Source organism: Allobosea sp. 2KB_26 (assembly GCF_052115715.1).
Taxonomy (GTDB): domain Bacteria; phylum Pseudomonadota; class Alphaproteobacteria; order Rhizobiales; family Beijerinckiaceae; genus Allobosea.
In genome coordinates this window covers 74,024-87,229 of the sequence record NZ_JBFRHE010000013.1, presented here as the reverse complement: position 1 = coordinate 87,229, position 13,206 = coordinate 74,024, and the positions used below count along the sequence as shown (strand labels likewise).

General features: G+C 64.3%; 13 protein-coding genes. 5 read left to right on the top strand and 8 right to left on the bottom strand.

The genetic code is table 11. From position 1 onward, the window contains the following. Positions 1 to 83 precede the first annotated feature (83 nt). Entirely contained in the window at positions 84 to 1,139 is a 1,056-nt protein-coding gene (locus AB4099_RS26960; RefSeq protein ID WP_441480310.1) for a cupin domain-containing protein, read from the bottom strand. Then, on the bottom strand, positions 1,139 to 2,299 hold the full coding sequence (locus tag AB4099_RS26955; protein ID WP_441480309.1) for a four-carbon acid sugar kinase family protein: 1,161 nt from the start codon (positions 2,297 to 2,299) through the stop codon (positions 1,139 to 1,141). The genes AB4099_RS26960 and AB4099_RS26955 overlap by 1 nt, the downstream gene beginning before the upstream one ends. Positions 2,300 to 2,708: 409 nt before the next feature. On the opposite strand from AB4099_RS26955, the gene AB4099_RS26950 reads away from it, so the two are divergent. Beyond that, a complete protein-coding gene (locus AB4099_RS26950; RefSeq protein ID WP_441480308.1) occupies positions 2,709 to 2,843 on the top strand; it encodes a hypothetical protein in 135 nt (44 codons plus the stop codon). Between the two features lie 260 nt (positions 2,844 to 3,103). Here AB4099_RS26950 and AB4099_RS26945 read toward each other — a convergent pair whose 3' ends face one another. Together AB4099_RS26945 and AB4099_RS26940 are read right to left on the bottom strand one after the other, a co-directional pair. After that, on the bottom strand, positions 3,104 to 4,528 hold the full coding sequence (locus tag AB4099_RS26945) for a DUF1214 domain-containing protein (protein WP_441480307.1): 1,425 nt from the start codon (positions 4,526 to 4,528) through the stop codon (positions 3,104 to 3,106). A 391-nt stretch (positions 4,529 to 4,919) separates the two neighbouring features. Beyond that, positions 4,920 to 5,162, bottom strand: coding sequence for a GNAT family N-acetyltransferase (locus AB4099_RS26940; protein WP_441480306.1), 243 nt, complete (start codon positions 5,160 to 5,162; stop codon positions 4,920 to 4,922). Between the two features lie 241 nt (positions 5,163 to 5,403). Between AB4099_RS26940 and AB4099_RS26935 the strand changes: the two genes are divergently transcribed. The 3 genes from AB4099_RS26935 (at position 5,404) to AB4099_RS26925 (ending at position 8,497) form a co-directional block, all read left to right on the top strand. Beyond that, on the top strand, positions 5,404 to 7,776 hold the full coding sequence (locus AB4099_RS26935) for a Tex family protein (RefSeq protein WP_441480305.1): 2,373 nt from the start codon (positions 5,404 to 5,406) through the stop codon (positions 7,774 to 7,776). A 104-nt stretch (positions 7,777 to 7,880) separates the two neighbouring features. Then, positions 7,881 to 8,114 (top strand): type II toxin-antitoxin system Phd/YefM family antitoxin, encoded by a 234-nt coding sequence (locus tag AB4099_RS26930; RefSeq protein ID WP_441480304.1) that lies wholly within the window; start codon positions 7,881 to 7,883, stop codon positions 8,112 to 8,114. Beyond that, positions 8,111 to 8,497: a type II toxin-antitoxin system VapC family toxin gene (locus AB4099_RS26925; protein ID WP_441480303.1), complete on the top strand. Its 387-nt coding sequence runs from the start codon at positions 8,111 to 8,113 to the stop codon at positions 8,495 to 8,497. Before AB4099_RS26930 ends, AB4099_RS26925 begins: the two co-directional genes overlap by 4 nt. A gap of 232 nt (positions 8,498 to 8,729) precedes the next feature. On the opposite strand, the gene AB4099_RS26920 is transcribed toward AB4099_RS26925, so the two are convergent. The 4 genes from AB4099_RS26920 to AB4099_RS26905 form a co-directional block, all read right to left on the bottom strand. After that, positions 8,730 to 9,176: a cytochrome P460 family protein gene (locus AB4099_RS26920; protein ID WP_441480302.1), complete on the bottom strand. Its 447-nt coding sequence runs from the start codon at positions 9,174 to 9,176 to the stop codon at positions 8,730 to 8,732. 36 nt (positions 9,177 to 9,212) lie between these two features. Continuing rightward, positions 9,213 to 10,046, bottom strand: coding sequence for an SDR family oxidoreductase (locus AB4099_RS26915; RefSeq protein WP_113514476.1), 834 nt, complete (start codon positions 10,044 to 10,046; stop codon positions 9,213 to 9,215). 72 nt (positions 10,047 to 10,118) lie between these two features. After that, complete coding sequence (locus AB4099_RS26910) at positions 10,119 to 10,772, bottom strand: flavodoxin family protein (protein WP_441480301.1); 654 nt, start codon at positions 10,770 to 10,772, stop codon at positions 10,119 to 10,121. A gap of 20 nt (positions 10,773 to 10,792) precedes the next feature. Continuing rightward, positions 10,793 to 11,842, bottom strand: a complete 1,050-nt coding sequence (locus tag AB4099_RS26905) for an alpha/beta hydrolase (protein ID WP_113514542.1) — start codon at positions 11,840 to 11,842, stop codon at positions 10,793 to 10,795. A gap of 134 nt (positions 11,843 to 11,976) precedes the next feature. Between AB4099_RS26905 and AB4099_RS26900 the strand changes: the two genes are divergently transcribed. Then, complete coding sequence (locus tag AB4099_RS26900; RefSeq protein ID WP_113514475.1) at positions 11,977 to 12,870, top strand: LysR family transcriptional regulator; 894 nt, start codon at positions 11,977 to 11,979, stop codon at positions 12,868 to 12,870. The last annotated feature ends 336 nt before the right edge of the window (positions 12,871 to 13,206 follow it).

The window sequence follows — 13,206 nt, the reverse complement described above, 5'->3', positions numbered from 1 at the left end:
CATCACAGAGAGCTCCGGGTCGGAGACGGTATCGGCTGCGGGTGCTTGCGCGCGCCCGTCCAGGGATCGGCTGACGGCGCGCGTCAGGTGTGGAAGAACCCGGCATTGGCCAGGCCGTCCTCCGCGCTGCCGGCGGCTGGCGCCGGGCCCAGCTCGAGCAGCACCACCTCGCAGGCGCCCTCCGGGGCTGCCGGGCAGCGTTCGACGCCATGGGGCACGACGATGAACTCGCCCTCTTCGACGAGCTCGTCGCGGTCACGGAACCGCATCAGCAGCCGGCCCTTGTGGACGAAGAAGACCTCGTCCTCGTGCTTCTGGAAATGCCAGGGCGCTTCGCCTTCGAACCTGGCGAGCTTGATCTGCATGTTGTTGACGCGCGCGGCGATATGGGGCGGCCAGCCGTCGGAAAACCGGCCGAACGCAAATCTCAGGTTCTCCTTATGGAACGGTGAAATATGCCGGTTGAGCGTCGCGACGTCGCGAATGATCCTGGCGAGCTGGTGGGGCACGTCCTTGCCCTCGGCCGGGTATTTCCCGTCGAGCGCGGCCGTGCCGATCGTGAATCCGGCGGCTCCGGCCTGCTTGAGGGCGGTGATCCGCTCCGGCGTGTCGATCGAGCCGGCGACATAGACGGGCTTGGAGACCGCGGCGCAGACGGCCTGGATCAGGGCTGGCACGTTCTCTCGCGAGCGATAGGCCAGCAGATCGAGCCCATGCACGCCGTCGCGGGTCGCCAGCGCGCGCGCGCTGGCGACAACCTCGTCGATGCTGCCTTCCAGGACGCTTGGAAGGCCGGAGATCCGCCCCGGGAACGGACAGTACTGGATCGTCGTGCCGGCGATGATCGGGAGCACGTCATCGACCCTCGTCCCGCCGAGCAGGACGTCGATGCCGATCTCGACCGCAGCCTTTGCCGATGCGATTTCGCTGTCGCGGTCGAGCGAAACGACCTCGAGATAGGATGTCGCGCCGCCCTCCCGGATGGCCCCGTTCAGCGCCTTCAACTGGTCGAGCGGCAGGCCGATATCCTTGAAGCCGATATGCCGGACCCCGAGATGCAGGGCGGTTTGCAGCTGCTCCGACGCGTCTTCGACGGTGCGGTCGTTGCGCGTCAGCATGAAGATGAAGCGAAGTCCCATCAGGACACCTTTTTCGTTCTGTTCGACCGGGCTTGCGCGGAATCGAGCGGCCCTGCATCGGCGAACGCGGTCTCCAGGCTGGCGGGATCGGCGATGCCCCGGCCAGAGAGAGGCGCCCCGTGGCGCAGCCGCGTGACCGCGCGACGCAAGGTGTCATCCCCGCCAAACCCCCCGGCCTTCATGGCGAGAAGGAGGGGGCGCCCGTCATCGAGCCAGGCGCGGCCAAGCGGAAAACCCGGCTCGAGCTCGTGGAGGATCTCGAATTCCTGGACGTCCAGGAGGTCGAGGATCGCCGCTATCGTGTCCCCGCCCGTGGCAATCAACGCGTCGAAGGCTCCGGCGTGAAGCCTGTCTGCCGCATCTCTTGCGATCCGGAGGAGAAGCGGCGCTGGATCGTCCTCGCGCTTGGCCGGGCTGCGCAGCAGGGTGACCCCGCTCGCCCTCTCGATCTGATCGGCCTGACGGTGACTGCGCGGGTTCGCGCTGCCGATGACGATGAGAATATTGCCAGGCCCGCAACCGACCGCTGCAGCCGGAGCCTCGGTCGCTGCCGGCGCCAGCCGCCGCGCCAGCGCCGCCGCCATTCCGGGGGAACCCACCCACAGCGTGGCCTCCGGTTCGGGCAAGGCCGCGACCTGCGCGTCGAGCTCGTCTTGCGTCGTGGCGTCGAGCAGCACCACGTTCCCGATGGAGGGCGGGACCAGGTCGGCGAGCACCGAATGGCGTGCCGGATGCACCGGATCGCGGCCATAGGCGGTCTCCGACACGGGGATACCGTCCACGCATTGAACGCCGCCGACGGTCGTGCGTCCGGCCGCGGGAAAGGCCGGGGCGAAGACGAGCCTCTTGCGCCCGCTGGCCCGGAACGCCGCGTCCAGCTCGGACCTGACATGTCCGCGCAGCGTCGAGTCGACCGTCTTGTAGAGGATGTCACGCGAGGCGAGCTGCGCGGTGAGGCGCGCGACCCGCTCCGCGACCTCAGCCTCCGGAGCCGAGCGCGAGCCACTGTCCACGGCGATGACGTCGCTCGTTTGCCGGGGCAACCGGCCCCGGCCGACCCAGGCGCCGCGGCCCCGCATGACGAAGGGGCCAGCCCCGTCCGCTGCACTGGTCAGGTCGTCGGCGAGAACCCCGACCGTCGCTTTCCCATCATTTCGCATGTCCCGATCATGCCCCGTCCACGCGACAAGAAAAGCGATAGTTTTGGCGCCATACCGGTAATGCCAGATCACCCATGAAGCGGTCGCAACTGCCATCCCTGGGCGACCTGCGCGCATTCGAGACGGCGGCCCGCCTCGGCTCGGTGCGCCTGGCGCCGGTAGCCTCGCGCTGACCGATGGCGCCGTCAGCCGGCGCATCACCAGGCTGTCGGAGGACCTTGGCTTCAAGCTGTTCGGGAAGAGCGGCCGGACGCCTGGTCGCACTGGCTCGCTGCCCATCCCTCATGCCATCCGCCCAGCGAGATCCGGTTCTACGACCATCATTTCCTGATCGTCGAGGCGGCTTCAGCCGGGCTGGGGGGCGCTGAGCCCGCTCGTCCTGGCGACCGACGACTTGGATCGGCAACGCGTGCTGGCACCTGTCGGCTTTGACGCCGATGGAAATCACGACGGCCTGATCTGGACCGGCGAGAGCGAGCTGCCCAGGGGCGCTCGTGCTCTCGCAGATTGGCTGCAGGAGGAGGGCGCAAGGCCGCTCGGCTGACCGAACGCGCCAGGCGGCCTTCCGCCCGTCACGCAGGTCATCACCGTCATCCGCCCCGCGAACCATCCGCCGACACGCAAAGCCCCGCGGCCCGCGCGGCGGAAGCGCGGCTCTATGCTGGCGTCTGATCGAATGTCTGGTTCCGGGCCGGAGGCGAACGGGCACCATCGCCCCTAAGCGGAAGCGTGTTCGCGCTCGGCCGAATTCACGCCCCTGACCCATCTCCGAAGGGCTGGCCCCTAGCTCAGCTCTGAACCCGCTCAACTCATGAGCTGTGCTTTCGGAGCCTTCCAAGTCTTCGCCTTCGCAAGATCGGGAGCATATAGCCGCAGCATTGGACTGATACCTTGGTCCTCGCGGTTGATCGGCAGCCAATTTTCCGGCGGCACCCCAGAGGGCTTGTTGGCGGCAATGTGGATTTCGATTCCGCCATCGGCGTTCAGTTTATATCCCGCATTTTGGCCGACCGAATACTTGTTTTCCTTGTTCGGGATGAACCAGCCGTTTTTCGTGTCGTAAAGAGTGACTGACCAGAAGGCCAGGGCAGGCGGCAGTCCTTCCTTTGTCATCTTTATGACGTAGTCATGCAACGCATTCATCGGCTTGTTATCTGCGGGGTTGACGGGAAGATAGAGTGCTTCGTCTGCTGGCTGACCGATCGGCCCGATCACATTCTGGAACACCAAAGTGTCGAGGTCGATGTGGCCCTTCGGCTTAAACGCGCGAAAGAGAAACTCCTCAGCCTTGGCCTGATCGCCCAAGACTGCAATGTTTGCCTGCTTCACTTCCTCTGAGACTTGGCGGAACGTCGCGCCATCAATCGGCGTCACCTTCGTCGCATCATAGGTCTTGCCAGGTTCCACACCGAGAGGTTTGTAGGCGTCGAGCAATGCCTTATCGAGTTCGTTATCTGAATCGAAGGTAGTATGGTTAAAGATGAACTGCATTACTTCCAGAAGATTAGTGCCGTAGGTGTCTTGATCTGTCGCGCCGTAAGCGGGAAATTGAACCTTGCTGGAAGGTTGGGCGGACTTGCTCTGATATTCGGACAGGGTTTGGACTTTCAAATCCTTGATCTGCTCAAGGATGCGGGCGTGCTTCGCGGGGTTGCTGGATTCCGGCATGACGCGGATGAAAGCGATAACGAAATCGCCTGTCATCGCTATCGACTTGGCCACGCCTGCTATCCTGGTATCCCGCGTATATCCCTGAGTGCGAGCTGAGTAGAAAAGGACCTTCGTAGGTTCCTTATAATCGCCCGATTTAGTCGACAACGGTATGTCGATATAGCCATCGTAAGCGGAGGTCTCCATTGAGGCATAGCGCGTATCGAACGCAGGAACAGAGAGTATTGCCGGCTCATTTCGTAGGTCAAGCATAGCGACCTGATAAAGAGTATCATTGTTAGGTCTAGCAATAGCGTGCATTTTTGCGTTTGCTAGTTCCATGGATTTATGAATCTTGTTCCATCCCTTGGTGCTCAAGGGATTCTGCGCATCCATAGCAGCTTTATTGTTTACATTATACATGGCGACGTATTGGTACGATCGCCGTACAATGTTTTCGATCTGAGCATGGTCAAGCTTTACTTGTGCACCCTGCGCGTGCGCCCATTTTGGCATCGTCACTGCGGTGGCGATTGCAGCAAGTGGGACGGAACGAAGGAAGTCGCGTTTCGTGAACATTTTCGGCACTCCTTCCAGTTTAGAGTTCGTGCTCAAACGCGCGTATGCTGCCCCCAGACCATCTGTCTTCGAGAGGTTACGCGCCTCCGCGACCGCTGACTACGCAGAAACGGCCCATCCGAAGCCCGCCTGGATGTCCGTTGGTTGGCGCGATCCGGGGCCAATGCGGCGGCTCACGGGACGTTCAGCTCCCCACGCTCCCTTCGGAACGTCTGCTCAAGGGCCAGGCCCCGGCGACCTTCTGCGAGCAGGAAGGACGCCCGTTGCTGGCGGGAGAATGCCGCAACCATCCGTAGAGGCTGCTCCCAGGCAGGCGAGGCGGCCCGCCTGAAGGCTTGCGCGGTCCGGCCTGTCACGAAGGCATCCCCCGTTGGCGCGGCCGGGCACACAATCAGGCGGGGCTCCGCGCAGCCGGACGCTCCAGGAAGCAATGGATCTCCGAACGAACTGTCTCGACAAAGCCATGCCGCAGGTAGAGCGAGCGAACTGGCTTCCAGTGCAGGTGTTCCAACCGCACGGGCAGGGCGCGTTCATCCGCAAGCGCCAGGCAATGGCGCAGGATGGCCGTGCCGGAGCCGCGCCCGTGAAAGGCCGGAAGGAGATAGAATTCCCCAAACCTGACATGCTCCGGCAACCGGCGATGACGAGAAGAGCGTTTCGTTGAGCCGTTTGTCGCGCAGGCGGCCGTTGCCGACTTCGGGCAGGACTGTCGGGGCAGGACTGTCGGGGCAGGATGGAGGTGCAGGATGGAGGTGATCGAGAGCGGTGCTATGAAGGGGCATGATCGGTGCGGAGGCAGTCAGGCTGCATCGCCTAGGCACCTGAACAGCCGCCAACTATCATGTCTGTTCCAGCAACGGTTCCAGTGTTTTTGAATGTCCGACAACTCCGCAATCGCATCCCGCATCGCCGCCGAGATCGGCGCGCGCCTGCCGCAAGCAGCCGCCGCCATCGCACTGATCGACGAGGGGGCGACCATTCCCTTCATCGCGCGCTATCGCAAGGAGGCCACCGGGGGGCTGGACGACACCCAGCTGCGCCAGCTCGGAGAACGGCTGATCTATCTGCGCGAGCTGGAAGGCCGGCGCGCCGCCATTCTCGGCTCCATTCGCCAGCAGGAAAAACTGACGCCCGCACTCGAAGCCTCCATCTCTGCCGCCACGACCAAGGCGGAGCTGGAGGACATCTATCTGCCCTTCAAGCCCAAGCGCCGCAACAAGGCGGAGATTGCGCGTGAGCGCGGCCTCGGGCCGCTCGCGGAGGCGATCCTTGCCGATCGCCGGGCGGTGCCGACCGAGCTGGCGGCGGCCTATCTCACTGCCGAAGTGCCGGAGACCAAGAGCGCGCTGGACGGCGCCCGGGACATCCTGTCGGAGCAGTTCGCCCAGAATGCCGAACTGCTCGGGCGTCTGCGCGGCTATCTCCATCAGAAGGCCGATCTGCGTGCGCGCGTGGTCGAAGGGAAGCAGGAGGCGGGCGCCAAGTTCGCCGACTATTTCGACCACACCGAGCGCTGGGCCAATGTGCCGAGCCACCGTGCACTCGCTATGCTGCGGGGCCGCAACGAGGATATTCTGACGCTCGACATCGAAGCCGACAGGGATGATCCGCGACCGGTCAAGCCGGTGACGCGCATGATCGCCGACACCTACGCGATCGGCGACAGGTTGCCGGGGGATGCCTGGCTGATGGAGGTCGTCGGCTGGACCTGGCGGGTGAAGCTGTCGCTTCACCTCTCGGTGGACCTGATGACCGATCTGCGGATGAAGGCCGAAGCAGAGGCGATCAATGTCTTCGCCCGCAATCTCAAGAATCTGCTTCTGGCCGCACCGGCGGGCTCAAAGACGACCATGGGGCTCGATCCCGGCATCCGGACCGGCGTGAAGGTCGCGGTGGTCGACGGCACCGGCAAGCTGCTTGCCACCACGACGGTCTATCCATTCCCGCCGAGGAACGATGTTCGCGGCACGCAGGCCGAGCTTGCGAGCCTGATCCGCCGGCACGGCGTGGAGCTCGTCTCCATCGGCAACGGCACCGGCAGTCGCGAGACCGAGAAGCTGGTCGCGGAGCTGCTGGGCGATCTGCCGCCGCCCAAGCCGATCAAGGTGGTCGTCTCGGAGGCCGGTGCCTCGGTTTATTCCGCCTCGGAACAAGCCGCCGCCGAGTTTCCGGGCCTCGACGTCACGCTGCGCGGCGCGGTTTCCATCGCAAGGCGCTTGCAGGACCCGCTGGCGGAACTCGTCAAGATCGATCCAAAATCCATCGGCGTCGGCCAGTATCAGCACGACGTCGATCAGTACCATCTTGCCCGCGCGCTCGACGCCATGGTCGAGGATGCCGTGAACGCGGTCGGGGTCGACCTCAACACCGCTTCGGCCTCGTTGCTGGCGCGGGTCTCGGGGCTCGGCGCTGCGCTTGCCGAAGCGATCGTCGCTCATCGCGATGCCAATGGCCCCTTCGGCAGCCGCCGCCAATTGCTCGCCGTTGCCAGGCTCGGACCGCGGACCTTCGAGCAATGCGCCGGCTTCCTGCGCATCCGGGATGGCTCGGAGCCGCTCGACGCCTCCGCGGTGCATCCGGAAGCCTATGGCGTCGCGCGCAAGATCGTCGCCGCCTGCGGGCGTGACCTGCGTTCGCTGATGGGTGACAGCGCCGCGCTGTCCAGGCTCGATCCTCGCGCATTCGTCGACGATCGCTTCGGCTTGCCGACCGTGCGCGACATCATCGCCGAACTCGACAAGCCGGGCCGCGACCCGCGCCCTGCCTTCAAGACCGCGACCTTCGCGGACGGCGTCGACGACATGAAGGACCTGGAAATCGGGATGATGCTGGAGGGCACGGTGACGAACGTTGCCGCCTTCGGCGCCTTCGTCGACATCGGCGTCCATCAGGATGGGCTCGTCCATGTCTCGCAGCTTGCCGAGCGCTTCGTGAAGGACGCGCATGAGGTGGTGAAGGTCGGCGACGTGGTGAAGGTGCGTGTCCTGGAGGTCGACATCAAGCGCAAGCGCATCTCGCTGTCCATGCGGAGCGACGCAGGTGCCGACGGCTCGAAGGGGCCGCGCGAGAACGCGCGCCAGGATGCTCGCAGCGGCCAGGATGCTCGCGGCGGCCAGGATGCTCGCAGCGGCAAGGACGCTCGCGACGGCAAGGGCAGCTCCGGCCGGGGAGGGCCGCCGCGAACACCACAGAAGGAAAGCCAGGGCGCTCTGGGTGCCGCCCTCATGGACGCGTTCAAACGACGATAGGGAGACAGGCTGCCGCGACGCCTTGGGGCGCGCAATCGCGCTCGTCTGGCATGCTCCTGCTCGGTGCGGACCCCTTAGCTATATCCTTAGCTAAGGAGAAGCGGATGGCCCAGTTCTCGGTTCACGAGGCAAAGACCAACCTGTCCAAACTGATCGCAGACGCACTTGAGGGCGGAGATGTTGTCATTGCCCGTGGCAACGTGCCGGTCGTGCGCCTGGTGCCGGTTGCACCACGCGGCAAGCGGCGCTTCGGGGCGCTTAGGGAAAAGATCGCCGTTGATGCGCGCTTTGACGAGCCGCTGCCCGAGAATGAACTCGGGGGGTGGAATCTCACTTGAGGCTGCTGCTCGATAGCCATGCTCTGATCTGGTGGCTGGCGGGTGACGAGGCGCTGAGCCCCCGTGCTCGCGAGGCGATCGGGGACGAGGCCAACAGCATCGCCGTCAGCGCCGCCTCGGCCATGGAGGTCGCCACAAAATTCCGTGTCGGCAAGCTCCCTGACGCGGCGCTGCTCGCGCAGGACTTTGAGGCGATCATCGCCGATCAGGGCTTTTCGGAATTGGCGATCACCGTCCGCCATGCCCTGCTCGCCGGCGCGATGAACATCGCGCACAACGACCCGTTCGACCGCCTGCTCATTGCCCAGGCTCAATCCGAAGACATCGTGCTGATTTCGAACGACGCACTCTTCGACGGCTTCGCAGTCAAGCGTCTTTGGTAGCGGGCTCCGAAGCCTCACAATCATCCCAATAACAGCGGCAGCCGAGAGCAAACATGCCCAGGTCCGACTCGGGTCGGGAACGGAAGTCAGGCGAGACCGTTGGCAATGCCTGCTTCCGGGCTACTGGCCAGAATCCGCTCCCGGACCCATCTGAGACATTCGCGGTGTTGCGCGTAACGGCAGGGCGCGGCCCTTTGCGGACGCTCTGAACGTCCGCTTCCAGGCAGGCAGCTCAAGGAATATAAGTCCGCATCCTGTCGATCGTGAACAGGTAATCATCCCGGGACTGCGAGCTATGACAGGACTGGCACCTCTCTGCGAACGCCGTGCGCATTACCTGGCGGGTCGTGTCGAACTGCTGGAAATGCCAGTCGCCCGTGCGGACATCGGCCGGGAAATCCGCGCCCCAGTTCACCCCCTTCTCCATCACGAAATACTCCGCAAGTTGGCGCGCCCTCCATATGCCGAGGACGAGCTGCGTGCCGGGCGGCAGCGGCTTTCCAGCCTTCGCGAGAGCCAGTGTCTCGGGCAGCGCGAACGCCTCCTCCTTGGCGAAGCCGCGGTCGTAGGTCGCGTACAACACGTATCTGTCGAAGGCCTTTGGGAAGGTCGCCCGGTTGGTTTGGCCGAATGCGGGCGGAAACGAGCAGGCAAGCAGCGCGATCGCCACCAAGGCCACGCGATGAACCAACATGGAAATTCCTTTCGGCTCTGATCAGTCGTGGGCGAGGGAGGCGGACAGGTCGCGAAGCGCGTCGATCTGGCTCTGTACGGTCTTCAGATTGGCTTCGACCGCAGCCATGGCGTCACCGCCAGCGACAAAGCGGAGGGGCAGCTTCCCGGAATCCGACAGGGTCACGATCGCGCCCGCCAGCTTGGCGGGATCGCCGCCTTGCTGGCCGTTCATACCCGACCAGGCTGCGATCGTCTGAGCCGTGCGCTCGGCATAGTCCTCGATCGGGAGTTCCGGCCAGATGGTCGAGGCGCCCTCGACGAGAAGCTCCGTGCGGAAGAAGCCCGGATCGACGACCATGGCATCGATGCCGAAGGGCGCCACGTCGAAGCGCAGCGACTCCATCCACCCCTCCAGAGCGAACTTCGAGGCTGCGTAGGCGACCACGAATTCCTGCCCGATTAGGCCGGCCAGGGAGGAGACCGTGATGACCTGGCCAGCGCGCTGCCTGCGCATGATCGGGAGGATCGCACGTGTGACGTTGAGGGGACCGAAGAAGTTCGTTTCCATCTGCGCCCTGAAGTGGTCTGGGCTGATGTTCTCGAAGTACCCGGCGTAGAAATTGCCCGCGTTGTTCACCAGGACGTCGATCCGGCCGAACCGATCCACGGCTGCCTGCGCCGCGGCGATCGCCCCCTCTGGGTCGGTGATGTCGAGCGCCACCGTGAGCAGGTTCTCATGGGCGCCGATCGCATTCAGCATGGTTTCGGGCTTGCGCCCCGTGGCAACGACCGAATGCCCGGCCGCCAATGCCTTTCGGGCGATATCGATGCCGAGGCCACGGCCTGCGCCGGTCACGAACCAAACCTTGCTCATTGTCGTTCTTTCTCTTTTGGGGTCAGCGGCGCGCGGCATGGCGAGACGGCCTCAGCGCACGCACCAGGATTTTTAGAGCTCGGCCGCTTCGCGAAGGAGCCTTGTTGTTTCCGCTAGGAAGTCGAGCCTCTCCATCTGGCGCGTCATGCGCCCGCGAACGATGAAGATATGGCGCGCGAAGGTGCCGCCCTTCTGGCGTACGAGGCGGGCGAAAGCGTCGATGTAGCTCTGCTCAAATTTGCTGTTCAGCGAATTGAAGAGGATGACGCGCTTGCCGCTGAGATCGTTGCTTTGCACGAATTGCCATACCGGCGGCGCCGGGCTGTACAGCCAGATCGGCGAGCCGACATAGATCGTGTCATATCCGGACAGATCGATCTTTTCCGGCGTTATCGCCGCGCGCTGCTTCCGAGCGTCTCGCATGGCATTCAGCCAGCCGCGCAAGCCGATCCGGTACGCGGCGTCTACTAGCTGAACGACCCGCGCGCGCCGCTCCTTGGCAATCTCCAATGCCATCAGCTCGGTGTTGCCGGAGCGCGAAAAATACACGACCAGATCGCGGCTTTGTTGCTGCTCTGGCGAAGCGCGCAACGCGTCCGCCAGAACCATATTTTTCGTATGCTGCCTGTTCTCGATAATGACGACCGAGATGGTCGAAACCACCGGTATCCCTACGATCAGTGCTGCTAAGCCCCAGAGCATGATTTGGGCGCGTCGCGTCGTCATGCGGCCAACACCTCAGCCGCTTAAGCCAACGTGCGGGTAAAGAACGGGGCCAGCTTGCCCGCCGCGAGGTCGGCGCCAGCGCCGTCATAGAGGTCCATGTGCGTGGCACCTGGGACGACGAACAGTTCCTTCGGCCCCGCCGCCTTGGCGTGCAGCTCGTGGCTGTGCCAGAGCGAGCCCGCCTCGCTGCCGGCGACGACCATGAGCGGCTGGGTCAGCAGGGTCTCGATCTGGTCAAAGCCCGTGAACGAGACCATGGCGCTGAGGCTGGTCAGCAGCAGCTTGTTGGGCGCGTTCGGGTGCTGGCCGCGAGGCGTCAGATAGTAATCGGCGGCCTCCTGAAGATCGCGCGGAGCGGTCTTGTCGCCAACGGCGGGAACGTAAGGCACGTAGACCGGGGCGGCGCCGGTGACCTCGGCCGAGCGCTGCTTGGCAACGGCGTCGAGCGTGGCGATCTGCTCGGCGACGGTGGCCTTTCCGTCCCAGCCCTTGCGGGTCGCGGCGCCGACGTCGACGGCGCTCACCGTGCCGACGACCTTGATCCGGCGATCGGTGGAGGCGGCCTTGATGGCCGTGCCGCTGCCTGCGCAGACGCCGAGCGCGCCAATGCGGTTCGCATCGATATAGGGGAGCGAAATGAGGTAATCGACCGCGCTGTAGATGTCGCCGACGCGCCGCATCGGATCGTCGAGAAAGCGCGGTTCGCCGCCGCTGGCGCCCTGGTGGCCGGCGTCGAAGGCAAGCGTTACGAAGCCCTGCTCAGCGAGCTTCAGCGCATAGAGTCCTGCGGTCTGCTCCTTCACGCCACCGCCCGGATGGACGGTGATGATCGCGGCATACTTGCGGCCCTCGGTAAAGCCGGCGGGCAGATAGAGGTTGCCGGCGAGTGTGATGGCGTTGTTCTTGAACTGGACGGCCTTTACCGTCGCTCCACCGACCTTGGCAGCCGTCGATGCCGGAGCGGCTTTGACCACGGTGGGGACGATCATCGCCGCGACGAGGACCGAGCCGAGCGAGAGAACGCTACGACGGTTGAAGCCGGTGGTGGACGTAGCGGACACTTCGTTCATGGCCATTCCCTTTTGATGAGGCTGCCGTTGGTGTGCCCAAGGGCCAGCGCTGTTCCGATGGCCGTAACGTACGCGCTGTCGCTATTAGCGATTAGCCGCTATGAATTGCATGAACCTAGAAGCAGGCGCACTGAATGAAACGCGAGGATCTTGCCGATCTGTCGGCCTTCATGGCCGTCGCCGAGGCGGGCAGCTTCACGCTGGCGGCGGCGAAGCTCGGCATGTCCCAGTCGGCCCTCAGCCAGATCGTGCGACGTCTGGAAGGCCGGTTAGGCCTCAGCCTGCTGAGACGAACCACCAGAAGTGTCTCGCCCACAGATGCCGGCGAACGCTTGTTGCAGACGCTGGTCCCGGCCTTGAGCGGGCTCGATGAGAGCCTCGCCGCCCTGAGCGAGATGCGCGAGAAACCCGCCGGCACGATCCGCATCACGTCGGTCGAGCATGCGACGGACACCATCATTTACCCGGTGCTGAAGACCTTTCTGCCGAGGTACCCAGACGTCAGCGTCGAGATCGTCTCCGACTATGGCTTGGTCGACATCGTTGCCGAGCGCTTCGACGCCGGCATTCGCCTCGGGGAGCATGTCGACAAGGATATGATAGCGGTCCGCATCGCGCCCGACCTCGAAATGACCATGGTCGGGTCACCCGCGTATTTTACGGAGCTGCCGGCTCCGACCATTCCCCAGGACCTGGTACGGCACCGTTGCATCAACCTTCGCCTCTCCGCCTCGCGCGGACATTTCGTCTGGGACTTCAGGAAGGACGGGCGCGAGCTTAAGGTTCGCGCTGACGGACCACTCGCCTTCAACACGATCGAACTGATCGAGAAGGCCGCGCTGGATGGCTTTGGGCTGGGCTTCCTGCCGCGGGACAAGGTACGGCATCATCTCGAAGCCGGCAGCTTGATCAGCGTCCTTGAAGACTGGTGTCCAAGCTATCCCGGCTATCACTTGTATTACCCTAGCCGGCGTCAGCCTACTCCGGCATTTGCCCTGCTCGTGGACGCCCTGCGCTTGAAAAGGTGAAATCGGCTAATGCTCAACGTCGCTTCACTGCTCGCTCCAGCGTCCGCTTGTTGGAACCGCCCTTGGGTCAGCTTCTGACGCGATCAAGGCGTTTGCGGCGGCGGTCGCGAAGTTCGGCTTCCCGCCCACCTGCGACCTTCGAAACGTCTGCTCAAAGGCTAGGCCGCGGCGACCTTCCCCGTGTCGGAAGGACCGCCTTGGGCGTGCGCGAATGCTGCACCATCCGTGAAGGCGCGGCGGGGGCGCCGGAAGGCCTGCGCGGTCCGGCCTGCCGGCGAAGGCAACCCCGCTGGCGCGACCGGACACGGAGTCTGGCGACACTCTTCGAAGCCGGCC